Here is a 24,395-nt window from a genome sequence, read left to right as displayed (position 1 = left end):
CCGTCCAGATATTGAGGGAGGGTAAGTTACTTCTCCTTTGACGGGCAGAAAATGAGTGTACGTGTTAGGATTCTCCCGAGAGAAATCGGACGCTTTCCTGAGGGAGCGGGGCGGACTCGCCTGAAGTGCGTTGGCGATTATGCCTGTCACCTTGATCCTCCAGGAGTCGCCGGTTCTTCCGGGAGAATCCTTGAGGTTGTATCCGCATGTCAGTTTGGGTTCGTCCAGAAATTGAGGGAGGGTAAGTTACTTCTCCTGTACAATGCTTCTTACAACCTTTAAAAATGAACACATCGTATCAAGCAAGCCTACGTAATTTTCACCACATACAAAGAGTTATCAACCTGTTTTGCACATACTAAGTCCGGCTTTTGCGAGTGGAGCGCAGCGAGAAGGAGCATATTTTGCATTGACAGGCGTAACCCGCAACGTAACGAAATACCTAACGTCTCCCATCACTAATCCGTTGAATCCCAACCATCTAGAACTAACAATCCAGAGGTTACAATCTCTCTCCTAAAGAAAGCTGAAGAGTGCGGTGTAGTGCAAGCCGGCGACTCAGGAAGGATCAGGTCGACAAGCGAAACAACCAAAGGAGCAAAGCGACTGGTTGGTTCACCGCGAACCCTTCTGAACGCGTCCGGCTGAAACGCAACGTAACGACATCCCTTATATCTCTCACAACCGCTCAGTCTCAAACCTTCACAAACCATCAGCATATATAACTACCCTATGCAAAATGACAAATAAGCCTTTCGAACAAGAAAGAAACCGCCACATAAAATCAGACGATACTGACTTCCTGGACAGCCTCTTTGTTTAGTTTTTATAGGTGACCTTCATATACTAAGATATCATCGTTTAAATCAATAATCTTTACGTGTTGGTCATGCTTAACGAAAACGCTTTTGTATACTTTTTTTCCACTTTCATCTTCGAATAAGATGACTCGAGTGCCGGGATTGTCAGTCTCTACATGTGATTTTAGCGTATCTACTGGTATGTGTTCTGCTAATACAGCTGATTCTTCGTACGTCGACAATTCGTCAACAGATGGTGTAGGTTGTGCTTCAGTGGTTTCCTCGTCTGTTGCCTCCTCTTCAACGGTAGATGCAGGTTCTTCTGTAGCCTCCATTTGTTCTTCAGGTTGCTCTTCGGGTTCGATCATGTCCACCGAAATATCATCGTCTTCTGTTGGTTTAGTTGCATTATCGTTACCGCAAGCCGCAAGAAATATTGCTGCTGCCGGTACAATCCACCATTTCTTCATTATATGTCACTCCTCTAGTTAGTATTTCTTTGTGTACACAGTATAGAATACTATAAAGTTCAAATCAAATAACATGCAAGTACGCATGTTTCCTAATATATGTAGTTTGAATAGGCTGGGGGAGTGCAAGAATAGTTGGTGACGTTTCTGAATTTAGAAGATGATCGGTTCACTGAAGTCACTGCGTGATTAGCCGAAGCGACTACAGAAAGCTGAACCCTCACTAACTCTAGAATCCAAAACAATGTCGATTCACGTTTAAACGCCAATGTGTTTTTCTACGTTAGAAAACCCACACAACAAGGGTATGTAATGATACAAGCTCATGTTGTACAATTAAAGTAACCTACCAAGTCAGTCAGAAAAAAGCTGTGTAAATAACTATATAAATTAGGGAGACATGACAATGAAAATTATCGTACCTTTAGACGGATCAAATGCTGGATTCAAAGTAATCCACCATGCCATTGAGCTCGCAAAACTATTCAATGATGAAATTGTACTCTTAAACATCCAGCCGTCGCTCCAAGAACTAGGACTGCCGACTATAAAAAAAGGAGGATTTATGCTCCAAGGACAAGACGTAAAATACTCTGCAAAAGTCCGTATCGGAATACCTGCCATGGAAATTATTGCGGAGTCAAACGACAAAGAAATCCGCTATATCACGATGGCTATAGGGAAAGGGAAAGCTGAAGCTATAGGCAGTGTCAGCAAGCACGTAGTTCAGTTGGCGAAATGTCCAGTTCTATTAATACCCGAACATGCACAATAAAGAACGTAAAACAATTGTGACCTTTATCATAGTATGTGATATAGTCTCTGTATAGGATATAAGCACTGAATGGGGGAACGTCAATGGAGAAACTCTTACGGACACCGTCTGCAAGAAGCGCGCTTACGAAAGTCGAGGAAGTAACAAAACGTATTCAGTCCCTGGTGGAAAATGAACAATCTTTCCATAATAATTACAAGCGATTACATCAAATATTAGACGATGAACTTCAAGACGATGAGTATTTCGTTATTGTGGATGAGACCGGACGTAGTTATATTCATACTAATCGGCTTTGGGAAGGTACCGTATTTTCCGATCCGATCGGTTTGCAAGCAGCGAACACTGATCAACCACTACTCCAACTCTATGAGCGACAATCCGGAGAGCAAATAATCGATGCCTCTGCGCCTATTATGAAAAGAAATAGTAAGCGCTTTACTCTGCGTTTAGGCCGGATTAAACATCAAAAAAATATATACATTGGCATGACAGCTGCTATTATTTTACCGGGATTGGTGATGGCCTGGCTCGCTTTTTTATTCAATTTACCAGTTAATCAAGCAGTCGTATTATCTCTCGTTTCACTAATTCTATCTGCTATATCAATCGGCACATTTTACCGTATAGTTATGAGAGGAATCCGTTCATGGCGTAGAGTTACCCGTAGAATATCCGCTGGTAATTTGACAGCGGAAGTAACCGAACGTTCTCGCTCAGAATTTAATCAAATTGGTTTTGAAATTAATAAAATTGTCATTGGCACAAAAAATATCGTAAAAGAACTAGATCAGTCGTCGAGTGTTGTGGATCAAATAAGCGAAGATCAAGCGGAAGAAGCGAAGCGTTTATCAAACGTTTTTACTGAATATGGTGTGACAATGCAAAATTTTCAAAGTGGCACAGAACAACAACTTTCCTCGTTGCAGTCGGCAAACGCTATGGTGCAGACGATGATGCAAGGAATTCGTGAAATGGAAGAACGTATTCAACAAACATTGTCAACCTCAGAAAATGCATCTGTAGCTGCTGCAGAAGGAACCGCAGCGATTGAAGAATCAGAGTTGAAAATGCAGCAAATTGATGATGCAGTCCATATGTCTTCGCAAAAAATTATGCGAGTCGCAGATGATATTAATCAAGTCATTCAAAAAGTATCATTAATTACAAAAATTGCAGAACAAACAAATTTATTGGCACTTAACGCCTCCATTGAAGCAGCACGAGCAGGTGAGGCGGGCAGTGGATTTTCTGTCGTAGCGAATGAAGTGCGTAAACTGGCAGAAGAAACGAATAACTTTGCAAACGATGTCGTACGTACACTTGAACACACGAATAATGAAGTGAAAATTGCTGTACAACAAGTTGAATCAAACACTGACACGATTCAAGAAGGTGTAGAAATTGTGAAAATTGCAGGGCAATCCATCCATCAGATGAACGAAGCAGTCATAGATACTAAGGCCGCAGTTAGCAGCAATAGCCGCCATGCAGCAGCCATGATTAAAGATGGGGAGCAAATTGAACAGATACTTGAACAAATTACAAACATATCGGAACGTTTCACAGAAAGCGTTACAGAGACTGTGGCTGATATGGATGAGCAAGTCGAAAGCATACAACACTTAGCGAGTGATGCGGTGAGATTGACAGACCAAGCCGCTACGCTTAATAAAATAGTCCATCGATTCATATTTTAACAGCACAAAAACAGTTTACGCGAATGGGCGTAAACTGTTTTTTTATAATTTATGCGGAAATGCTTGGCTGTATAGAACGTTTCTTATATTGTCGAGCCTCTTCCTTACGTTTCTGCTGCAAACGTAAAAATATATTATTACCGATAAGAGAACTTACAATAAATACAGTTCCAATATAATCAAATATTGTTAACTGATAGCCTTGTGCAAATGAAATGACTAATGTGGTTACCGGTACAAAGTTAATAAATAGTAACCCATTCAATGGAGATAAAATACGAACACCGACATTCCAACCGAGCAGTGCAATGATACCTGGGAAAATAATCATAAACAACATATGCGGTGTAACAGTCTGCACAATAGCAACAGTCGGTACAGAAACATAACCTGTCAGCGTAATAACGGCTACTACGATACAAGCAGTTGCTGTACCGAGTAAACAACTCAAAGTAGAATAGCGAAGTGCGGACCACGTACTAAAATGATTGCCCCCCATTGTATAAATTACCCATCCAATCACTGCCAAAAAGATTAAGAATGATGGAATGATATCATCTGTCGCAGTCAAAAACGTACGTAAATCTCCTTTTGTAATGACAAGCATAACACCGATAAATGCAGTAAATACAAATGTTAATGTTACTCCGTGTGGCTTATGTCGAGTCATCATCCATACAATGACGATGGAAATCATCGGCATCATCGCTTCAGAAATAGAAGCGACCATAACACCCGGTTTACCCATCAAATCTTGCCCCCAAAAGATGAATAAATTATACACAACAAATGCCATAGTTCCGAAAAACCAAAGAGACAAAGCTCTTTTCTCAAAACGGAATGCTTGCTTTCCTTCTTTCCACCATAATAAGACAACTAGTAAAACAGTTACGGATACATAGCGGATTAATGTGAAATAAAACGGATCAATGGAGTTAAACGCGCTATTGGCAACGGGAAACATCGCACCCCACGATGCACTTGCGATAAAACATAAAAATGCTCCCCAAATAATTTTGCTTTTCATCTATCCAAACCCCCTTAAAGTACTTACTCTAGTAAACTAAATTTTGGACATCATGTAAAACGAATAATAATGATGACTACTATCATTATTATTGATATCATAGAAAGAGAAGACAAAAGGAGAGAGAGCTGTGGAATTTAAAGACTTAGAAATATTTCAAATGGTAGCAGAAAAAGGAACCATAACAGCAGCAGCTAAGGAGCTTCGTTACGTACAATCGAACATTACTTCACGTATACAAAAGTTAGAAAACGAATTGAAAACTCCATTATTCAATCGTCATAATAGGGGGATGATTTTAACACCTGAAGGGAAAAGGTTGCTCGTCTATAGCGAGAAGATCTTATCGCTAACAAACGAGATGAGGAAAGTTGTACAAAATGACAAAGAACCATCGGGGAAATTAGAGATAGGATCTGTCGAAACAGTGATTAAGCTACCGATAATTCTTTCCAGATACAATAAAAAATACAAACAAGTGGATCTCTCATTGTTGACAGGGGTAACAGAGCGATTACAGTTTAGAGTTCTAAATCATCAATTAGACGGAGCATTTATATCAGAAGGAAACGTACATCCAGATTTAGCAGTACACGAAGTATTAGAAGAAGAGCTCGTCTTACTGTCCGATAAACCTTTTCAATCGATAGAAGATATTAAGGACGAACCTATCCTTTGCTTTAGGAAAGGTTGTGGATACCGGGCAAGACTTGAATTATGGTTGGAAGATGAACAGATTACACCTACCAAAATGATGGAGTTTGGTACACTTGAAACAATTCTCGGAAGCGTGGCAGCTGGACTCGGTATAACATTTGTTCCTAAATCGACAGTCTTACATTTAATCAATCAAGGAAGTGTATATTGTTATCACTTACCACCAAAATATAGCCGGATCAAAACTATTTTTGTCCGTCGAGCAGATTCCTATTTAACTCCGACAATTGACAAATTCATTCAAATCATTGAAGAGTTTCATGAAGAGGCTTCTGCTCAATTTCAAAATTCGACACAAAGTTAACGTAGAATTCATGTTAGATATGCTAATATGTAGGGTAGCTATAAATATAGATCTAGGAGTGTCAATGAATGAATTATACAAATCAAACAGCAATGCCTTCTACAAGTAAGAAACGTAATTATCGACCCGCGATTATTATTATTTCGATTATCTTGATAGGTGCAATTGGCGTGTTGGCAGGTCTGCCTGGGGCGAAAGATTTTACTGCATTTGATATTACGATCTTGCCTTTATTAAATGCTATTTTTAATAGTTTTACATTTGTATTTTTAGTCTGTGCGCTTGTCGCAATTTTGAAGAAGAATGTAAAAGTACATCAACGATTTATTTACGCTGCTTTTTGTTCCACCGCCTTATTTTTAGTAACGTACGTTATGTATCATTACTTGGCAGAATCTACTTCATTTGGCGGTAGTGGATTTATGGCTGGCTTTTACTATTTCATTTTATTTTCACATATTGTGTTAGCTGCTGCGATTGTTCCACTCGCTTTAACAAGTGTTGCACGTGCATGGAATATGGAAAATGCTCGTCATCGTAAAATCGCCCGATGGACCATGCCAATTTGGTTATATGTAAGTTTTACAGGAGTACTTGTTTATATTTTGATTTCACCTTATTATTAAAAGAAGAGCACTATAGAAGAAACGGCATCAGTCAGACGAATGTATATGACTGATGCTTTTTTCACACCTAAGTAAAACGAAAATTCGAAAAATGAATGGATGTGTGTACATGAAAATATCAGATTTTATGTCAGATGAATCATTTGATGAAATTTTTAATCAAGAGTCAGATGATATTAATGAACAGTTGAAGAAAGAAATTTTAATCGCGATGATTGGTGATGTCAATGCAGGTAAGTCCTCTACACTCAATCGATTAATGCAAAAAGATGTAGCGGAAGTAGGTGCGCAACCAGGAGAAACAAAAGAAGTTAAGAAATATTATTATCGGGAAAATATTTTATTTGTCGATACACCGGGACTGGATGACATCTATCAGGAACATTCTCAAGAGACGTTAAACTTTTACAATGAAGCGGATCTTATCTTATTTTTCCTTAACGCAGCAGGCACGGTGTTATCAGACACTGAGCTTAAATCTTTAAATAAAATTGCCACACTAAATAAGAAAATCATCCTTGTACTCAATAAAATTGATGCGGCGGATGATATTCCGAGTTTAGTAAACTATATATTGGCACATACTGAGTTTGCCTATCCTGTCATTCCGATCTCTTCGAAAACTGGTGAGCATATGGAATTGCTACAAACAGAAATTCTTAAACAGTTAAAAGAAGTGAATAAAGATCTTTTACTTGCGGCCAATATGGCGGACAAATCATCTATCGCCAAGAGATGGATCTTAGCGTCTGGTGCTTCTGCAGCGGCTATTGGAGCAGCGCCTATTCCAGGAGCAGACTTTGTTCCATTGACAGCTCTACAAGTTGGCTTAATGTTGAAGCTTTCTACATTATACGGCAAGCCTATTACGAAAGATCATGCAAAAGAGTTAATCATCGCAACTGTCGTTGGAAATATCGGTAAAACTACATTCAGACAAATCGTGAAAGTCATTCCTGGGGCGGGGATGGTTGTAGCAGCAAGTGTAGCAGGTTCTATGACAGTCGCATTAGGATTTGCGATAAAATATATGTACGAAAATGATATGGATCTAACACCGGAAACGTTGAAAAAGGTATACAAAATGTTTTTGAAAAAAGAAAAGTAAAGGGGCCAGGTGTATGGAGTGGTTTAATTACGCAACGTTCGTAGTAGCATTATTAGCTGGATTGTATTCGATGGAAAGTATGAAACGTAATAAAGAGTTAGAGGAACGGGTAGAAGAATTAGAGAAAAAGAATACCGCGGAGTTAGACAAGCACCGTCTGTGAAGAGGGAGTCACTAATGGAAGATAAATGTCCCATTTGCCAAGGAGAAAATCATTGCGGCAATAGTCTGCCGAAAACTCACGGTAGTTGTTGGTGCACAAATAAAGTATTTACAGAAGAAGTATTTCGTGAAATTCCAGAGGAGCAACTGTATAAAAAGTGTATTTGCGAAAAATGTTTAGCATGTATCACTACGAAAAAATAGAGTAGGCGATTTACCGCCCACTCTATTTTATTCGTCTGCAAAAGATCTTGCAGATAGTTCTTTTTCATAAATAAACAATGCATTCTTATCTTCTCGAATTCGCTTTAAATATTCAATATGTTTATCGAATGTTGCTTCTTCTTCCACTTGCTCATCAAGGAACCAGTTTAAGAACGAAATTGTCGCATGTTCTTTTTCTTCCCATGCCATATCCATAATTTTGTAGAAAGATTTTGTTACTTCTTTTTCCTGTTCCAGTGCTACTTCAAATGTATGGACTAAGTTGTCGAATGAAGTGGCGGGAGCAGGTGTTTCCGTAATAATGGCACGGATCCCACGATCGTGTAAATAAGTATAGATTTTCATGGCATGTGCACGCTCTTCTTCTACTTGCTGAAGATAATAATGTGCGAACCCGCTATAATTGCGGTATTCACAGTAAGAAGCCATAGATAAGTACGTTTGTGCTGCTGCAAATTCATTATTCATTTGCGTATTCAAGGCGTTTGCTAATTGTTCACTAATCATCTGCATCGTCTCCTTTTATCGTGTGATTCTATTATACCCTGATTTATGTAGAATACTCTAGTCAACTTGCTAGCTTATATACTAAAGTATACTGTAATAAATGGGAGATTGCCTAGTTTTAACTTCATGTTATACTAAGATGGCACATATAGAATAATTGGAAAGAAGGGGTTTTTGTGACTAACTATGACATTCCCTTATTGAATGAAAAGGCTGGACTGCAAGCTAAAGAATATATAGATACATTGACGAAACCAATTGGAAGTCTAGGGAAGTTAGAGGAAATAGCGATACAACTTGCAGAAATGACGGGAGCGTCGAAACCTGCTCTAAAACAATTAGGAATACTAGTGTTTGCTGCAGACCATGGGATTGTAGACGAAGGAATTTCCGCGTTCCCTCAGCAAGTGACTCGTCAAATGGTAGAAAATATGGCGCAGGGTGGAGCAGCAATTAACGCATTTAGTCGACAACAATCAGCAGTATTTTCATTGGTTGACGTAGGCGTAAAGGGAGAAGGATTTGCATCACCTGTGAAAAATCGTAAAATACGTCAAGCGACTACTAACTTCTTGAAATCAGATGCGATGACACGAGAAGATGTAGAGCAAGCGCTGGCTATCGGCTATGAAGAAGTGCTTTCTCTTATGAAACAAGGGGTAGATTGTTTAATTGTTGGAGAAGTTGGAATTGGTAATACGACGACTAGTAGTGCAGTAGTAGCGGCTGTGACTGAAATCATTCCAGAAGAATTAGTCGGTTACGGAACAGGCATTACAACCGAACAGCATGCTCATAAAATTGATGTGGTGCGACAAGCGCTTAGTATGCATCAGTTAAGTCCTGATGATGGGTACAGTATTTTACGAAAAGTGGGGGGACTGGAGATTGCAGCGATGGTAGGAGCCATGCTTGCAGCTGCTTCCAATCGTTTGCCTATTATTTTAGATGGATTTATATCAACTGCCGCAGCTTGTGTAGCAGATAAGATTGCTCCAGGAGTTTTAGACTATATGCTACTCGGTCATCAATCAATGGAGCCGGGTCATCAAAAAGCGTTTGAATACTTAGGGAAAGTACCGATTGTTTCATTGGATATGAGGCTCGGAGAAGGAACCGGAGCAGCGGTAGCGTTCAGTATTATTCAATCTGCTATATGTATGGTACAGGAAATGGCTACATTCGAAAGCGCTGGCGTATCAGGGAAAAATTAAAAAAAGGAAGAGGTGGTGTGTAACCATCTCTTCCTCTTTTTATTCACTAGCAATAGTTTCGGTTGATGTGCTTTCTACTGCAGGCACTTCTTCATCATTTTCTTCAGAAGAGCTACTAATAATACTTGAAAGGACATGTACGCGTAAAATAATTCCTTTAATTCGATTCGTTTCGTCTACGACAACTAGTGGATATTTTGAATCGAGAACGCGCGGAATGATATCTTGTACATATTCTTCAGGATGTGCTGTTACGACATTTGTCGTCATCACTTGATCAATGGATTTACGATTTTTCACTCCATCAATTGCCTGATCAATCGTTACTAAACCTAGTAATTGACGTTCTCGGTTTGTGATGAATACACTTGAGATTCCATGTTCCTCCATGTTTTTGATTGCGACATGCAAGCCGTCTTTACTATTCACAACACTTAATGGTTTAGACATAATATTTTCTGCTTGAAGAACTTTCGAACGGTCAATTTCGCGAGTGAACTCTACAATATAGTCATTCGCAGGTGATTCTAGAAGATCTTCAGGTGTTCCGACTTGCTCTACATTCCCGTCTTTCATCACAGCTACTCGATCCCCGATTCTAAATGCTTCGTTGACGTCATGAGTAATAAAAATAATAGTTTTCTGTAAACGAGTTTGTATATCGAGCAATTCCAATTGCATTTCTCTACGGATTAATGGATCCAGTGCACTGAACGGTTCATCCATCAATAAAATATCAGGGTCATTTGTAAGTGCACGCGCAATGCCTACACGTTGTCTCATTCCTCCTGAAAGCTCATCAGGATATTGATTTTCATAGCCTTTTAATCCAACGGTATCAATATGTTTTTGAGCAATTGCACGTCTTTCGTTTTTTGAAAGGCCGCGAATTTCCAAGCCATATTCGATGTTCTCCATTACGGTACGGTGACTAAATAAACCAAAATGCTGGAACACCATTGCGATTTTCTTTTGACGGAAAAATTTTAATTGCTCTTTATTGTATTTAACAATATTTTCGCCATCTACATAAATAGCGCCAGATGTCGGCTTGTTCAGTAAGTTGAAACATCTGATCAACGTAGACTTACCACTACCAGACAACCCCATAATGACGAAAGTTTCGCCTTCCATAATTTCCATATTGGCGTTATAAACACCTACTGTATGGCCAGTCTTATCTAAAATCTCACGTTTTGAAGCACCTTTTTCAATTAATGGAATGACTCGTTTAGGACGCGGACCAAAAATCTTGGTGACATTCTCTACTTTGATTTTTACGGTCATGCTGATCTCCTCCTAGTGTTTTGTAGGCGGTCTGCCACTCCATTCGTAATGCGGTCAATAATGATAGCTAGAAATACAATACTAATTCCGGCTTCAAATCCTAATGAAATATTGATTTGGTTAATCGAATACAATACACGTTCCCCTAGACCGTGGGCACCAACCATCGATCCAACAACGGCCATCGATAAAGCCATCATCGTTGTCTGGTTAATACCCGCCATCATAGTAGGCAAAGCTTGAGGAAGTTGTACTTTCACGAGCATTTGATTGCGCGACGAACCAAATGATTCTGCTGACTCAATCACTTCTTCATCGACATTGCGGATACCGAGTTCAGTTAATCGAATAACAGGAGGTAAGGCATAAATAATTGTCGCAATAATAGCAGGAACGTTCCCTAAAGGGAAAAAGAATATTACAGGTATTAAGTAAACAAATGTAGGCATAGTCTGCATAGCGTCCAAAATAGGTCGCATGATGACAGAGAATGCTCGGCTAAAAGCCATTAATATACCAACCGGAATCCCGATTGCGAGGGATAGTACAACGGAAATGACGATAATTGAAACTGTAGTCATTGTATCTGCCCAAAGGTCAAATGACCCTATCAAAAATATAAAGGCTGCAAATAGTAATCCTCCAAATATATTGTTGAAATACCATCCTAACAGGAACACGATAATCATAATGACCCACCAAGGTGTTGCTAAAAGAGTCGTTTCAATAGTGCGTATGGTGGTAGAAGCGATAACAAAGATAAAATCAAATAGCCAACCGAAATTCATCGCTAGAAAATCGATAAACTTTTCAACATAATCTCCTATAGGTATTCGTACGTCGGGAAATTCATTCATAGGCGGTAAGCTAGGTCAAACTAGCTTGTCCCTCTCTTTCTCTAATGTAAGTTTGTCAATAAAAAAGGGGTGGAGCGGAAAGCGTCCACCCCTCAATCTATGATGTTTTATAGAGCTGCTTTTACTTTTTCAGCGATATCTTCAGGTACCCATTTAGTCCAAACATCTTCATGTTCTTTCATGAACCATTTGGCTGTATCTGTTGGATTCGCTTCATTTTCACCCATATATTTCAATGCTTCTTCTGTTAAAGCACTGCTTGTTTCGTAATTACTCAGGAATTCTACTACTTCTGGTGCTTGAGTTTTTAAATCTTTATGAACACTTACAAATACATCATTTGGCGGGAATGCACCGGTCTTGTCTTTGTCCCACGCCTCTTGATCGTATGGCTCATCTTCTAGCAATGTTAAGTCGTACGTTGCTGTTACCCAAGTAGGGGACCAGTAGTAACCTACCCAAGGTTCTCCTTTTTTATATGCGCTAGCTAAGTCAGCCACGATAGACGAGTCTGAACCTGGCGCCAAATACGTAAATGTTTTATCTAAACCGTAAGTTTCGATTTTTTCACTCAGATGCTTACTAACAATCCAGCTAGAAGGTGCACCAATAATGCGGCCTTTTTTCTTATCTTCAGGATCTTGGAATAGTTCAGGGTACTTTTCTAGGTCTTTAACTGTTTTCAAATCTGGTGCCACTGCTTCAATCCCACGTTCTGGATCACCTTCAATAACGTAAGTTGGGACGTACAGGCCTTGATCGTTATCGTTGAAGTTCGTCGAGACTGACTCGATGTCTCCACTGTCAATCGCATTTGTATACGCCTCACCTAAGTTATCTGACCAAACTTCAGTATATACATTAATATCGCCTTGCTGTAATGCTTGAAGTGTTGCAGTAGACGTTCCGTTTACTACATCTGTTTTATAGCCGTATCCTTCTTCTACAATGATTTGGGCAATACTGTTGTGAATACGAATGCTGTCCCATCCTGCATCTGCGAACTTAATTTCTTCAATTGAATCTTTACTAGCACTATTACCACATGCAGCTAAAAGTAGTAATGTGAACACGGAGAAAACCAACATAATTTTTCTCAAAAAATCAAACCCCTTCTATTTTATGATTTTTTTCATCACGAAATGATATTTTTTGCTCAAATCTCTTATATGCATCCACGAACAAAAAGTCCTGGGAGTTGAAGAGATTAAGGAAAAATCATCATTATTTTTTCGCGATATCATTACGTAAGTTTACAGTATAATAAAACTAATATCAATTTAATTATTCGGATAATTGTGCAGAACTTTAGATTTTATTGTTAAACTGTATCGAAAAATAGTACAAAAAAATTAAATGAGCTATTGCGTTTTGAAAAGTAAATTTATGACTCAATCCTATATGGGGTATAGGTTTTCTTTAGTCGAATAGTAGGGGAAACTGTTGTATGACTTATCAACAGTTTTATCGCTCTCTTACATATAGAGAGAAATGTGTAATTTCTTTATTTTATTCAGTAGATAGACAAAGATTTGTAACAGTTTTTAAGGAAAAACCAAGTTTTTTTGATTTTACTTTTAAGAAGATGATATAGTTAGAAGTACAAATGTAATTAGTATAGAAATGTAACGTAAAAGGGGAACGGAACTTATGACGAAAGAAGCCCATATTGTATCGACTACTACGCATAGTCGCTCGGTGTCTACCTTCTTCTCAGATATTAAATCATTGATAAAAGGTCCTGTACTACTAGCTAACGTATTGCCAGTATTCGCTGGATTTTGGCTTGCGTTGCACTTCTCGGGGATGACACTTGCTGGAAATTGGAGTTTATTCTGGCTAACTATGCTCGGCAGTACGTTTTTAATGGCGGGTGCACTCGTCATGAATAACTGGTTTGACTCAGATATTGATACTTTCATGGAAAGAACGAAGCAACGCCCAACGGTAACAGGAAATTTCACGTTACGTGTGGTGTTGAATATCGGTTTACTATTATCCGCAATAGGTATGATATTACTGTTACTTACAACGTTTGAAGCGGCAATTTATGCATTTATCGGCTGGTTTACGTATGTGATACCCTATACGATGTGGTCTAAACGTAAATATACGTTAAATACCGTTATAGGAAGTGTGTCAGGTGCTGTGACTCCATTAATTGGATGGGCTGCGATTATGTCGGCAAACCATGTAGTGCCGATCGTTTTATTTGCAATTTTATTTATTTGGCAAATGCCACATACATTCGCTATCGCTATGAAAAAGTATGAAGATTATAAAGCAGCAAATGTCGCGATGCTACCAGTCGTACAAGGCTTTGAGTTTACTAAGCGTCAAATGTTAATATACGTGCTTTGTTTATTGCCTTTGCCATTTTTGTTGCCGATGTTCGGTACAACATTTATCGTCATCGCAACGTTGATGAACTTAGGATATATAGGAGCTAGCATTTATGGGTTTTATGCCAAAGATGATTATAAATGGGCGAATCTGATGTTTTTATATTCAGTGAACTATATGACGCTATTATTTGGCATGATGATTCTTTGGACATTTTAATACTAAAACTTCTCTTCGCTTGCTAAGTGATGGAGAAGTTTTTTATTTTATTATGACATACCTGTTGATTAACTATATTATGAATAATGGTAGAGTTGAAAAGAAACTTTTAGTATATAGTGTAATGTACTTATCAGGAGGATGTTGAAATGAATGAACAATTACAGTTGTTGAAACCGAAGATTGAAGAAGTATTCGCTTATTTACATAGTCACCCCGAAGTGAGTTGGAAAGAGGTAGAAACGACAGGTTATTTGAAAGAGTTTCTTGAACGTGAAGGATTTGAAGTTTCATTATTTGACGGGATTACTGGATTGTCCGTGACATTGGGTCAAGGTTCGCCGGTTATCGGTTTGCGGACAGATATAGATGCATTGTGGCAAGAAGTGAATGGTGTGTATCAAGCGAATCACTCATGTGGTCATGACGGTCATATGACGATGGCTATAGGGGTATTACTGCTGGCGAGAGAGCGAGGACTTCCTGCGAATGGTACATTGAAAGTTATTTTTCAACCGGCTGAGGAAAAAGGAAAAGGGGCGTTGGCGGTACTTAAAACAGGAATCATGGATGATATAGATTATTTGTTTGGAGTACATGTGCGTGCGGCGGATGAATTGGACGATGGTTATTCAGCGGCATCACTGCGTCATAGTGCAGCAAAAATGGTAGCTGGCTCGATTAGCGGGATAGAAGCTCATGGAGCCCGACCGCATCAAGGGAAGAATGCCATTGAAGTGGGTGCGTCATTAGTTCAAGCGTTACAATCGATACATTGTAACCCGATGGTGTCTCATACAGCTAAAATGACGATGTTCCAAGCGGGAGGGGACTCGGCAAATATCATTCCAGGTACGGCGAAGTTTAGTTTAGATCTTCGCGCACAACAAAATGATGTGATGGAAGAATTGTATGTTCATGTTCAGCGTGTCATTAAAGCCGTAGCAATGCAATATGGCGTAGACATTTCATACGAAGTGATGTCAGAAATGGTTGCCGCAGAAGTGAATGCAGAAGCGGAACAGTTGATGGCTGAGGCGATTGCTAAAACAGTCGGAGAAGAAAAGACGGTTAGAACAATTATTACGCCAGGCGGTGAGGACTTTCATTTTTATGCAGTGCACCGTCCGAATATTAAGAGTACCATGTTAGGTCTTGGCTGTAATTTAACGCCGGGATTGCATCATCCGCAAATGACATTTAACAAAGAATCTTTATTGACTGGTATGGCGATTCTTATGAATGCGGTTGAATTAGCGTTTCAGTCTAAATAGTAGAAAAATTATTTATCACGCCCGCGAATAAACCATATTATATATAGTCCATTCATTTAAACGCGATTTATGCGATAGAAATAAGCCGGTGACTTTCTACGGCTGGAATACAGTGACACTGACTTGAATTTCCTTGCGGCTTGCGCTTCCAGACGATACACTTTTCGTTGAATAAATATTCAGTTATTGTCATTTGACTATACTTTATGTTAGACTCATAACTAATCGAATAAGTTTCCTTCGGGGCAGGGTGGAAATCCCTACCGGCGGTGATGAGCTATGTAGCTCTTAGTCCGTGACCCGGATGCTTTTTACAAGCAGAAGGTGGATTTGGTGAAATTCCAAAGCCGACAGTTAAAGTCTGGATGAGAGAAGGAACGAAAAATAAAAACGTTTTAAGTAACGCTTATTTAGTCATGGTTGAAGCCCCACTTTTTTTCATAGTGGGGCTTTTTGTTTTGTCACAAGAGGAATTTAGCAAGTTGGAGTGTTGTGTAGTGAACGAAATTTATATGGAAATGGCATTGAAACTTGCTGAAAATGTTTCAGGGCAAACGTCTCCGAATCCACCTGTAGGTGCTGTCCTAGTAAAAGAGGGACGAATCATTGGGATGGGTGCGCATTTACGTGCAGGAGAACGTCATGCTGAGCGGGTGGCTATTGATATGGCAGGTACACAAGCGATGGGTGCTGATTTGTATGTAACGCTTGAGCCGTGTTCGCATACGGGGAAAACAACACCATGTGCAGATGCTGTGATTCGTTCAGGTGTCAAACATGTATATGTGGCAGTTTCTGATCCGAATCCACTCGTTGCAGGTCAAGGTATTGATCGAATGCGTGCAGCAGGCATTAGCGTAACCAAGAATTTAGGCATAGATCAAGCCGATAAATTATACGAACCATTTTTTCATTTTATTCGAACAAAAACACCTCATGTGACAATGAAAACAGCTATGACGATAGATGGTAAGATTTCAACTTCGACAGGAGACAGTAAATGGGTAACAAGTGAGCAAGCGCGACTTGATGTCCATCTGCTTCGCCATACGCAAGATGCAATTTTGGTAGGCGTACAAACTCTTCTTAACGATAATCCTCTTCTCACCACCAGACTGCCCCAAGGTGGAAAACATCCTATTCGAATTATTTTAGATACTTGGTTACGTACACCGGTAGAAAGTCAAGTAGTACAAAATGATGAAGCGCCCACATGGATTTTTTGCGGCAATGAAGCTGATCGCAAAAAGCAACAAGCCTTACAAAACGACCATGTGGAAGTTATTCGTATGCCGAATCCCACATTGTATGTTGAAGACATTTTAGTGGAACTTGGCTTACGAGGCATCATGACACTTCTTGTAGAAGGCGGTGCTGCAGTAAATGCTTCATTTGTTAAAGCGCGTGCGATTCAGCGTGTCATTTGCTATGTCGCTCCGAAAATACTTGGTGGTAGTCTTTCGTTGACGTCCGTTAGCGGATTGGATCCTATTTTTATGAGTGAAGCATTTCCGCTTGAATTTCAACATGTGGAAATGATAGGACCAGATATAAAGATTATTGCGGTACCGAAAGAGAGGGGCTAAGCCGTGTTTACAGGAATTATTGAAGAAATTGGAACTGTTAACAGTATACGCTCAGGGGCGCAGTCGATGACGTTGACGATTGCTGCTACTACGGTGCTTTCTGATGTTCGTTTGGGTGATAGTATTGCGGTTAATGGTGTTTGTTTGACAGTAAAAGATTTTACGATAAATCAATTTTCAGCAGATGTTATGCCGGAAACTGTTTCCTCTACCTCTCTTCAACAACTGACTGTCGGCAGTTCGGTCAATCTGGAACGTGCACTTGCAGCAAATGGTCGCTTTGGCGGTCATTTTGTAACAGGACATGTTGACGGAGTGGCTGTAATACGTGAAAAACGGACAGTAGATAATGCACTTTACATACGGTTGTCGTTGCCTGAAGTATATACGCCCTATCTGCTTCACAAAGGATCAATAGCATTGGACGGTACATCGTTAACAATATTTGAAGTGGATCAAACGGATATTATGATTTCGTTAATCCCACATTCACAAGAAATGACTGTACTCGCGAAAAAGAATCAAGGAGAAATCGTGAATTTTGAATGTGATATGCTCGCGAAATATGTCGAGAATATGCTAATGAAAAGAATGGGTACCCCCAAAAATGCAAGTTCATCTATGACAGAAGACTATTTAAAAGAACATGGATTTATGTGAACAACGAGTCAACTAGAAGGAGTGTATAGAGATGTTCCATACAATTGAAGAGGCGTTGGAAGATTTAAAAAAAGGTAAAGTAGTAATCGTTGTAGACGATGAAGATCGTGAAAATGAAGGAGATTTTGTAGCAATTGCTGATTTAATAACTCCAGAAATTATTAACTTCATGGCTACAAAAGGGCGTGGTTTGATTTGTGTTCCTGTAACAGAACAAAAAGCTGCACAACTTGGTCTGCAAATGATGACCGACGACAATACCGATTCGCATGGAACAGCATTTACGATCAGTGTGGATCATTGTTCTACGCATACAGGAATCAGCGCATTTGAACGTGCGGATACAATAGTTAAAATGATGGAACCGGCTGCTGTTGCAGGAGAATTTAAGCGCCCTGGTCATATTTTTCCGCTCGTTGCCAAATCAGGCGGTGTTCTAAAGCGTACAGGTCATACAGAGGCAGCGGTGGATTTAGCTCGCCTAGCGGGTTATTCATCAGCTGGTGTCATCTGTGAAATTATGAGCGAAGACGGAACGATGGCACGTGTACCAGAACTGCGCGACATGGCACAGCAACTTGATTTAAAGATAATTACGATTCAAGATTTGATTCATTACCGTTTACAGCAAGAACAATTAGTCATCCGAGAAGCAGATATTAAATTACCGACAGATTTCGGAGAGTTCCGAATGATTGGCTATACTGAAACGCTCACTGGAAAAGAGCACGTAGCGCTAGTAAAAGGGGAAGTGTCTACAGAAGAACCCGTACTTGTGCGGGTGCATTCCGAGTGCTTAACAGGTGACGTATTCGGATCGTGCCGCTGTGATTGCGGACCTCAACTACAAGCTGCTCTGGCTCAAATTGAAGAAGCGGGGCGTGGGGTCTTACTTTATATGCGCCAAGAAGGTCGTGGAATTGGTTTAATCAATAAACTTAAAGCGTACGAACTTCAAGAACAAGGCTACGATACAGTGGAAGCGAATGAAAAGCTGGGTTTCTCAGCAGATTTACGAGATTACGGTATTGGCGCTCAAATTCTACGTGAACTCGGAATCACACAAATGCGTTTACTAACAAATAACCCGAAGAAAATTGCAGGTTTAAAAGGTTATGAGTTAGAAGTAATCGAACGTGTGCCGATTCAGTTGCCAACAAAAGAAGAGAATGAAAAATATTTGCAGACAAAAGCAAAAAAACTAGGACATTTATTAACTGTTTAAGGAGAGATGGACATGGGAAATTTATTTGAAGGACATTTAGTAGGTACGGGGTTAAAAGTAGGGATTGTAGTAGGGCGTTTTAATGAATTTATTACAGGGAAATTGCTTTCCGGGGCGCAAGATGCATGTAAACGCCACGGTGTAGATGACGCAGATGTTGATATTGCATGGGTACCAGGAGCGTTTGAAATCCCTCTAATTGCGAAGAAAATGGCGGATTCTAAAAAGTATGATGCGATCATTACGTTAGGCACTGTAATTCGCGGGGCAACTCCACATTTCGATTTCGTTTGCAGTGAAGCGGCAAAAGGAGTATCACAGGCAAGTATGCAATCGGGAATTCCTGTCATCTTTGGAGTATTAACGACAGATACAATTGAGCAATCGATTGAACGTGCAGGTACAAAAGCTGGAAACAAAGGATGGGACGCGGCTGTATCTGCTATAGAGATGGCCAACTTGTCAAAACAATTTAATTACTAATAGGTCATAAAACGAAAGAAATGTATTGAAGAAAATATCCTTCATACATTTCTTTGGGATGATCCGTATCCAATGAAGTGGAAAGCGCTTTATTTTTTATTGACCTGCTTCAGTTCTTCTGTAATAATAGAAGTAGTCATTAGTGAAAAATAGAATTTAAATACACATAAAAAGAAGGTACACTATGAAAAAGCTTGATACAAGGATCGGACGTCAAGCGGTTTTATATACGTTTTCAGACAGTGAAGCAGAAGAGCTTCAAATTGAAAATGACCTACAGCAACTTGGCTGGCGATTTGGTAAAGGTAAAGTAGGGTCGATGGAGTCGCAGAAAATAGTAGCGGCCATTGAAACACTAGCGAAGCGGCAAGGAATTGTAGATCAAGATATTTACCGTGAAATGCATGCGTTATATCATGCGATCATCGAAGCGATGCATGGGGTGACGCGCGGCCAAGTAGAGCTTGGCGGTATGTTGCGTACAGCTGGATTGCGATTTGCGATTGTGAGAGGAACACCTTTTGAAAAAGAAACAGAAGGTGAATGGATCGCTGTAGCGGTTTACGGTACGATCGGTGCGCCAATTCGTGGATTTGAGCACGAGGCCATTGGTTTGGGTATCAATCACATCTGAATAGTAGAATACAGCCTATAGTTATTTAGACAATAAGGGGGCTATATTGACCGACGGGATCCGTCTGGCCAATATAGCCTCTTTTTATATGTACAGGCATGAATTCATTTCAGATTGAATGTATTAACAACAAGAACAACCAACTAGGAGGAGTTAGAATGATTGAATTAACAGGCCGCACGTTAACAATTGAACAAGCTAAAGAAATTTTAGTAAATGGAACGATGGTATCAGCTTCTGCAGAAAGTATGAAAGCTGTGCAAAAAAGTCGAGAAGCAGTTGAAAGAATTGTGGCAGAAGGTAAAGTCGTGTACGGCATTACTACAGGATTTGGTAAGTTCAGTGATGTATTAATCGCCCCTGAGGACACGGAGCAGTTACAACTTAATTTAATTCATTCTCATGCATGTGGAATCGGCGAGCCGTTCCCTGAAATCGTTTCACGCGGGATGACGTTATTACGTGCTAACGCTTTATTGAAAGGTTTTTCAGGAATCCGGCCAGTAGTAATTGAAAGGTTGCTAGATCTTGTCAATGCACGTATTCATCCAGTGATTCCGCAACAAGGATCATTAGGAGCAAGTGGTGATTTAGCTCCACTATCTCATTTAGCTTTAGTGCTAATGGGAGAAGGAGAAGTGTTTTACGAAGGAGAGCGAATGGAAGCGAGCATTGCATTGGCTAAAGAAGGTATTGAACCAGTCATTTTGAAAGCGAAAGAAGGCTTAGCGCTTATTAATGGAACACAAGCAATGACAGCAATGGGATTAGTCAATTATATAGAAGCGGAGCAATTGGCATATCAAACAGAAGCAATTTCTACTCTAACGTTAGAAGGATTACGTGGAATTGTAGATGCGTTTGATGCAGACGTTCACGAAGCGCGAGGATACAGTCAGCAAACAGCAGTTGCGGAGCGCATGCGACGGATGTTCGCAGGTAGTCAATTGACAACTAGACAAGGAGAAATCCGTGTTCAAGATGCATATTCTCTACGCTGTATTCCACAAGTACATGGTGCTTCTTGGCAAGTACTGGATTACGTTAAAGAAAAACTTGAAATTGAGATGAATGCAGCTACAGATAATCCACTAATTTTTGAAGACGGAGAGAAAGTAATTTCGGGTGGAAACTTCCATGGACAGCCAATAGCGTTTGCGATGGACTTTTTAAAAGTAGCGATGGCGGAGTTTGCGAATATATCAGAACGTAGAATCGAGCGTTTAGTCAATCCGCAATTAAATGATTTGCCTCCATTTTTAAGTCCGGAGCCAGGGTTGCAGTCAGGTGCGATGATTATGCAGTATGCAGCCGCATCACTAGTTTCTGAAAATAAGACACTGGCACATCCGGCGAGTGTGGATTCTATTCCGTCGTCAGCTAATCAGGAAGATCATGTCAGCATGGGCACGATTGGCTCTCGTCATGCGTATCAAATCATTCAAAATGCACGAAGAGTATTAGCGATTGAATTAATTTGTGCATTGCAGGCAACAGAGTATAGAGGAACTGAAAAGCTGGCAGATTTCTCAAAAGTCTTCCATAAAGAGGCTAGACTTGTCGTGCCTAGTATTACACAAGACCGCATCTTCTCAAAAGATATTGAAAAAGTAAATGCGTGGTTACTGGAAATGGATTGGAAAGCATTTGCAGATCCTATCTTATCTAAAGAAACTTACCGTGAGGCTAGTTCTAACTTCTGAAAATAAGAAATAGAATAGCGAGCTGTTACCAACATACGCAATTATCAACTAAAACAGGCAGAGAAAAACGAATAGTTTTCTCTGCCTGTTTTTATAATAAGAACCTATCTAAAATCTTTAGTTATTTTACTACCATACGTAAACGTTCACGTGCAATTTCAGTTGCGGTGACCATGTTTTTCAATGCGGCCACAGTTTCTTCACGCTTTCTTGTTTTTAAACCGCAGTCAGGATTAATCCAAAACTGGGAAGGGTCTAAAACTTCCAATCCTTTATCAATAATCTCTGTCATCTCTTCAACTGCCGGAACACGTGGACTGTGAATATCATATACTCCGAGACCGATTCCCTTGTCATAATGATAGTTATTGAACGACTCAACCAAATCTCCGTGGCTGCGTGATGTTTCAATGGAAATGACATCAGCATCCAATGCGCTGATTGCTTCGATGAAATGATTAAAATCACAATAGCACATATGTGTATGAATTTGTGTCGTATCTTTTACAGAAGCGGTAGAAACACGGAAGGCATTAACTGCCCAATCCAAATAGTGCTTCCATTCTGATTTTTTCAATGGCAACCCTTCGCGAAGGGCTGGTTCATCTACCTGAATCATATGAATCCCAGCCGCTTCCAGTGCCTCTATTTCTTTACGAAGAGCTAAAGCGATCTGGTTCGTAACAGCTTCTCGGGAAAGGTCATCGCGAACGAATGACCAATTCAAAATAGTTACAGGACCTGTCAACATGCCTTTTACTTCATGATTTGTTAAAGATTTAGCATAAACAGATTCTTCGACAGTCATGGCTGTAGTGAAAGCTACATCACCGAAGATGATAGGTGGTTTAACACAGCGTGAACCGTATGATTGAACCCATGCTTTTTCAGTGAAAACAAATCCTTCCAACTTTTCTCCGAAGTATTCTACCATGTCTGTCCGCTCGAACTCACCATGTACCAGAACGTCTAGACCTAAGTTTTCTTGGATATCAATCCATTCTTTAATCTCTGCACGTACAAAATCGTTATATTGTTTATCTGTAATTTCGCCTTTTCTCCATTTATTGCGAGTGGCACGTACTTCTGGTGTTTGTGGAAAACTACCAATCGTTGTCGTTGGCAATAAAGGCAGTTGAAATTTCTCTTGTTGCGCTACTTTACGTTCAGCAAATGGTGAGTTTCGTTTACTGTCAGACAGTATGCTTCCAGACGTCGCTTCACGGACATCCGGGCGCTTCCGTGCAGGTAGTGCGTTAAACGCAGCCAGTGCTATTTCGCTCTCTTTAAGTTCTTTTGATACACTTTCCTTGCCTTGAGTCAATATAGCTTGCAAGGTTTTTATCTCTTTTACTTTTTCATCAGCAAATGCCAATGCATGTAATATAACGCCGTCTAGTTTTTGTTCCGATTTGATCGTTACAGGAACGTGAAGTAAACTGCAAGATGGTTGAATCCAGAGTTTGTCTTGTTTCACTTGTTGTTGAATGGACTCCAACACTTCTAATTTCGCATGTAAGTCAGAACGCCAAATATTGCGACCGTCTATAATACCTGCAGCAAGTACTTTTTCTTCAGGGAAACTATATTTCTTAAGATGTTCTATGTTTTTTTCAACGCCATGAACGAAATCCAAACCAATTCCAGCGACTGGTAAAGCGACAGTCTCTTCATAATGTTCAACAGAATCAAAGTATGTCTGCAACAGGATATTTAAACTGTTCAATTCTTTCGTCAACTGTGAATAAATTTCAGTAACTGTTTTCATTTCATCCGATGTGATTGATGTACATAAAATAGGTTCATCGATTTGTACCCATTGAACACCTTCATCTTGTAACTCTTGTAACACTTTTTGATATAAAGGAAGTAACTGAAGAATGAGGGATGGAACGTCTTTTTCTTCATAGCCTTTTGAGAGCTTCAGTAATGTATAAGGTCCAAGGAGTACAGGTTTACCTTCGATGCCTAATTCTTGCTTCGCTTCGCGGTAGGCTACGAGAGGTTTGTTTTCTGTCAACTGGAATCGTTGGCCTTCGTATTCGGGAACAATATAGTGATAGTTCGTATTGAACCATTTTGTCATTTCAGAAGCAACGGCTTCATCACTGCCGCGGGCCATCGAGAAGTAAGTGGAAGTCGACACTTGACCGCCTTGCCAATTATAACGACCAGGAATAATACCGAACATAGCAGACGTATCAAGTACGCGATCATATAGTGTGAAATCACCGACTGTAATATGATCAACACCTGCCTGTTGTTGTTTTTTCAAGTTTGCGAGACGGATTTCTTTTGTCGTTTGTAAAAGTTCTTCCTCCGATATTTTGTTAGCCCAAAACGCCTCCAGAGCGCGCTTCCATTCACGATTTTCACCAATAACGGGATAACCCGTAATACTACTTTTTACCATTCTTTACTTCCCCCTTAATATTTTTCAATAAAAAAAACATTTCTTAGGGGAAATGTTAGAAAAGTACGTCTGTATA

23 protein-coding genes and 1 riboswitch are annotated in these 24,395 nt (G+C 39.8%); of the genes, 16 read left to right on the top strand and 7 right to left on the bottom strand.

Annotated features, from left to right (window positions below):
- Window positions 1–826 precede the first annotated feature (826 nt).
- Window positions 827–1,270: a hypothetical protein gene (locus DV702_RS07545; protein ID WP_114924223.1), complete on the bottom strand. Its 444-nt coding sequence runs from the start codon at window positions 1,268–1,270 to the stop codon at window positions 827–829.
- A gap of 406 nt (window positions 1,271–1,676) precedes the next feature.
- On the opposite strand from DV702_RS07545, the gene DV702_RS07540 reads away from it, so the two are divergent.
- Both DV702_RS07540 and DV702_RS07535 read left to right on the top strand, forming a co-directional pair.
- A complete protein-coding gene (locus DV702_RS07540) occupies window positions 1,677–2,045 on the top strand; it encodes a universal stress protein (RefSeq protein WP_162805747.1) in 369 nt (122 codons plus the stop codon).
- Between the two features lie 83 nt (window positions 2,046–2,128).
- Window positions 2,129–3,745, top strand: a complete 1,617-nt coding sequence (locus DV702_RS07535) for a methyl-accepting chemotaxis protein (protein WP_114924221.1) — start codon at window positions 2,129–2,131, stop codon at window positions 3,743–3,745.
- A gap of 49 nt (window positions 3,746–3,794) precedes the next feature.
- On the opposite strand, the gene DV702_RS07530 is transcribed toward DV702_RS07535, so the two are convergent.
- Entirely contained in the window at window positions 3,795–4,772 is a 978-nt protein-coding gene (locus DV702_RS07530) for a DMT family transporter (protein ID WP_114924220.1), read from the bottom strand.
- A 130-nt stretch (window positions 4,773–4,902) separates the two neighbouring features.
- On the opposite strand from DV702_RS07530, the gene DV702_RS07525 reads away from it, so the two are divergent.
- From DV702_RS07525 to DV702_RS07510, 5 genes are all read left to right on the top strand, one after another.
- Entirely contained in the window at window positions 4,903–5,793 is an 891-nt protein-coding gene (locus DV702_RS07525) for a LysR family transcriptional regulator (RefSeq protein WP_114924219.1), read from the top strand.
- 68 nt (window positions 5,794–5,861) lie between these two features.
- Complete coding sequence (locus DV702_RS07520; RefSeq protein ID WP_114924218.1) at window positions 5,862–6,419, top strand: DUF420 domain-containing protein; 558 nt, start codon at window positions 5,862–5,864, stop codon at window positions 6,417–6,419.
- Window positions 6,420–6,528: 109 nt separating this feature from the next.
- Window positions 6,529–7,527, top strand: coding sequence for an Era-like GTP-binding protein (locus DV702_RS07515; RefSeq protein ID WP_240315698.1), 999 nt, complete (start codon window positions 6,529–6,531; stop codon window positions 7,525–7,527).
- A 13-nt stretch (window positions 7,528–7,540) separates the two neighbouring features.
- The gene (locus DV702_RS16800) at window positions 7,541–7,690 is read left to right on the top strand and encodes a hypothetical protein (RefSeq protein ID WP_155979564.1); all 150 of its coding nucleotides are present in this window, start codon (window positions 7,541–7,543) and stop codon (window positions 7,688–7,690) included.
- Window positions 7,691–7,704: 14 nt separating this feature from the next.
- On the top strand, window positions 7,705–7,893 hold the full coding sequence (locus DV702_RS07510) for a cysteine-rich CWC family protein (RefSeq protein ID WP_114924217.1): 189 nt from the start codon (window positions 7,705–7,707) through the stop codon (window positions 7,891–7,893).
- A 27-nt stretch (window positions 7,894–7,920) separates the two neighbouring features.
- Here DV702_RS07510 and DV702_RS07505 read toward each other — a convergent pair whose 3' ends face one another.
- Window positions 7,921–8,421 carry a ferritin gene (locus DV702_RS07505; RefSeq protein WP_114924216.1) on the bottom strand — a complete coding sequence of 167 codons (501 nt, stop codon included), beginning with the start codon at window positions 8,419–8,421 and terminating at the stop codon, window positions 7,921–7,923.
- A gap of 176 nt (window positions 8,422–8,597) precedes the next feature.
- On the opposite strand from DV702_RS07505, the gene cobT reads away from it, so the two are divergent.
- Window positions 8,598–9,635, top strand: coding sequence for a nicotinate-nucleotide--dimethylbenzimidazole phosphoribosyltransferase (gene cobT / locus DV702_RS07500; RefSeq protein ID WP_114924215.1), 1,038 nt, complete (start codon window positions 8,598–8,600; stop codon window positions 9,633–9,635).
- 39 nt (window positions 9,636–9,674) lie between these two features.
- Here cobT and DV702_RS07495 read toward each other — a convergent pair whose 3' ends face one another.
- From DV702_RS07495 to DV702_RS07485, 3 genes are all read right to left on the bottom strand, one after another.
- Window positions 9,675–10,922 (bottom strand): quaternary amine ABC transporter ATP-binding protein, encoded by a 1,248-nt coding sequence (locus tag DV702_RS07495; protein ID WP_114924214.1) that lies wholly within the window; start codon window positions 10,920–10,922, stop codon window positions 9,675–9,677.
- Window positions 10,919–11,779: an ABC transporter permease gene (locus tag DV702_RS07490; RefSeq protein ID WP_114924213.1), complete on the bottom strand. Its 861-nt coding sequence runs from the start codon at window positions 11,777–11,779 to the stop codon at window positions 10,919–10,921. The genes DV702_RS07495 and DV702_RS07490 overlap by 4 nt, the downstream gene beginning before the upstream one ends.
- A gap of 107 nt (window positions 11,780–11,886) precedes the next feature.
- Window positions 11,887–12,879 carry an ABC transporter substrate-binding protein gene (locus tag DV702_RS07485; RefSeq protein ID WP_114924212.1) on the bottom strand — a complete coding sequence of 331 codons (993 nt, stop codon included), beginning with the start codon at window positions 12,877–12,879 and terminating at the stop codon, window positions 11,887–11,889.
- A 550-nt stretch (window positions 12,880–13,429) separates the two neighbouring features.
- Between DV702_RS07485 and cyoE the strand changes: the two genes are divergently transcribed.
- The 8 genes from cyoE to hutH all read left to right on the top strand — a co-directional run bounded on the left by cyoE (window position 13,430) and on the right by hutH (window position 21,906).
- Window positions 13,430–14,341, top strand: coding sequence for a heme o synthase (gene cyoE / locus DV702_RS07480; RefSeq protein WP_114924211.1), 912 nt, complete (start codon window positions 13,430–13,432; stop codon window positions 14,339–14,341).
- 149 nt (window positions 14,342–14,490) lie between these two features.
- Window positions 14,491–15,615 carry a M20 peptidase aminoacylase family protein gene (locus DV702_RS07475; RefSeq protein ID WP_114924210.1) on the top strand — a complete coding sequence of 375 codons (1,125 nt, stop codon included), beginning with the start codon at window positions 14,491–14,493 and terminating at the stop codon, window positions 15,613–15,615.
- 232 nt (window positions 15,616–15,847) lie between these two features.
- Window positions 15,848–15,996: riboswitch (FMN riboswitch) on the top strand.
- A 116-nt stretch (window positions 15,997–16,112) separates the two neighbouring features.
- The gene (gene ribD, locus DV702_RS07470; RefSeq protein WP_114925872.1) at window positions 16,113–17,201 is read left to right on the top strand and encodes a bifunctional diaminohydroxyphosphoribosylaminopyrimidine deaminase/5-amino-6-(5-phosphoribosylamino)uracil reductase RibD; all 1,089 of its coding nucleotides are present in this window, start codon (window positions 16,113–16,115) and stop codon (window positions 17,199–17,201) included.
- A 3-nt stretch (window positions 17,202–17,204) separates the two neighbouring features.
- Entirely contained in the window at window positions 17,205–17,861 is a 657-nt protein-coding gene (gene ribE / locus DV702_RS07465) for a riboflavin synthase (RefSeq protein ID WP_114924209.1), read from the top strand.
- 31 nt (window positions 17,862–17,892) lie between these two features.
- Window positions 17,893–19,086: a bifunctional 3,4-dihydroxy-2-butanone-4-phosphate synthase/GTP cyclohydrolase II gene (locus tag DV702_RS07460; RefSeq protein ID WP_114924208.1), complete on the top strand. Its 1,194-nt coding sequence runs from the start codon at window positions 17,893–17,895 to the stop codon at window positions 19,084–19,086.
- A 12-nt stretch (window positions 19,087–19,098) separates the two neighbouring features.
- Window positions 19,099–19,569, top strand: coding sequence for a 6,7-dimethyl-8-ribityllumazine synthase (gene ribE, locus DV702_RS07455; protein WP_114924207.1), 471 nt, complete (start codon window positions 19,099–19,101; stop codon window positions 19,567–19,569).
- Window positions 19,570–19,753: 184 nt separating this feature from the next.
- On the top strand, window positions 19,754–20,203 hold the full coding sequence (hutP, locus tag DV702_RS07450) for a histidine utilization transcription antiterminator HutP (protein WP_114924206.1): 450 nt from the start codon (window positions 19,754–19,756) through the stop codon (window positions 20,201–20,203).
- A 158-nt stretch (window positions 20,204–20,361) separates the two neighbouring features.
- Window positions 20,362–21,906 (top strand): histidine ammonia-lyase, encoded by a 1,545-nt coding sequence (gene hutH, locus DV702_RS07445; RefSeq protein WP_114924205.1) that lies wholly within the window; start codon window positions 20,362–20,364, stop codon window positions 21,904–21,906.
- Window positions 21,907–22,027: 121 nt separating this feature from the next.
- On the opposite strand, the gene metE is transcribed toward hutH, so the two are convergent.
- Window positions 22,028–24,319, bottom strand: coding sequence for a 5-methyltetrahydropteroyltriglutamate--homocysteine S-methyltransferase (gene metE / locus DV702_RS07440; protein WP_114924204.1), 2,292 nt, complete (start codon window positions 24,317–24,319; stop codon window positions 22,028–22,030).
- Between the last annotated feature and the right edge of the window lie 76 nt (window positions 24,320–24,395).

The sequence above is a fragment of the Sporosarcina sp. PTS2304 genome, from assembly GCF_003351785.1.
Lineage (GTDB): Bacteria > Bacillota > Bacilli > Bacillales_A > Planococcaceae > Sporosarcina.
Note: the sequence above shows the minus strand (reverse complement) of the source record. Positions and strands in the feature narration are given on the sequence as shown.

What these genes read in the sequence shown, in the direction of transcription:
- DV702_RS07530 (WP_114924220.1), bottom strand. Translation starts at nt 4,772, where the DNA reads ATGAAAAGCAAAATTATTTGGGGAGCATTTTTATGTTTTATCGCAAGT.
- DV702_RS07490 (WP_114924213.1), bottom strand. Translation starts at nt 11,779, where the DNA reads ATGAATGAATTTCCCGACGTACGAATACCTATAGGAGATTATGTTGAA.
- DV702_RS07495 (WP_114924214.1), bottom strand. Translation starts at nt 10,922, where the DNA reads ATGACCGTAAAAATCAAAGTAGAGAATGTCACCAAGATTTTTGGTCCG.
- DV702_RS07520 (WP_114924218.1), top strand. Translation starts at nt 5,862, where the DNA reads ATGAATTATACAAATCAAACAGCAATGCCTTCTACAAGTAAGAAACGT.
- DV702_RS07545 (WP_114924223.1), bottom strand. Translation starts at nt 1,270, where the DNA reads ATGAAGAAATGGTGGATTGTACCGGCAGCAGCAATATTTCTTGCGGCT.
- DV702_RS07460 (WP_114924208.1), top strand. Translation starts at nt 17,893, where the DNA reads ATGTTCCATACAATTGAAGAGGCGTTGGAAGATTTAAAAAAAGGTAAA.
- DV702_RS16800 (WP_155979564.1), top strand. Translation starts at nt 7,541, where the DNA reads ATGGAGTGGTTTAATTACGCAACGTTCGTAGTAGCATTATTAGCTGGA.
- ribE (WP_114924207.1), top strand. Translation starts at nt 19,099, where the DNA reads ATGGGAAATTTATTTGAAGGACATTTAGTAGGTACGGGGTTAAAAGTA.
- DV702_RS07505 (WP_114924216.1), bottom strand. Translation starts at nt 8,421, where the DNA reads ATGATTAGTGAACAATTAGCAAACGCCTTGAATACGCAAATGAATAAT.
- cyoE (WP_114924211.1), top strand. Translation starts at nt 13,430, where the DNA reads ATGACGAAAGAAGCCCATATTGTATCGACTACTACGCATAGTCGCTCG.
- DV702_RS07475 (WP_114924210.1), top strand. Translation starts at nt 14,491, where the DNA reads ATGAATGAACAATTACAGTTGTTGAAACCGAAGATTGAAGAAGTATTC.
- DV702_RS07535 (WP_114924221.1), top strand. Translation starts at nt 2,129, where the DNA reads ATGGAGAAACTCTTACGGACACCGTCTGCAAGAAGCGCGCTTACGAAA.
- hutH (WP_114924205.1), top strand. Translation starts at nt 20,362, where the DNA reads ATGATTGAATTAACAGGCCGCACGTTAACAATTGAACAAGCTAAAGAA.
- DV702_RS07510 (WP_114924217.1), top strand. Translation starts at nt 7,705, where the DNA reads ATGGAAGATAAATGTCCCATTTGCCAAGGAGAAAATCATTGCGGCAAT.
- hutP (WP_114924206.1), top strand. Translation starts at nt 19,754, where the DNA reads ATGAAAAAGCTTGATACAAGGATCGGACGTCAAGCGGTTTTATATACG.
- DV702_RS07515 (WP_240315698.1), top strand. Translation starts at nt 6,529, where the DNA reads ATGAAAATATCAGATTTTATGTCAGATGAATCATTTGATGAAATTTTT.
- metE (WP_114924204.1), bottom strand. Translation starts at nt 24,319, where the DNA reads ATGGTAAAAAGTAGTATTACGGGTTATCCCGTTATTGGTGAAAATCGT.
- DV702_RS07540 (WP_162805747.1), top strand. Translation starts at nt 1,677, where the DNA reads ATGAAAATTATCGTACCTTTAGACGGATCAAATGCTGGATTCAAAGTA.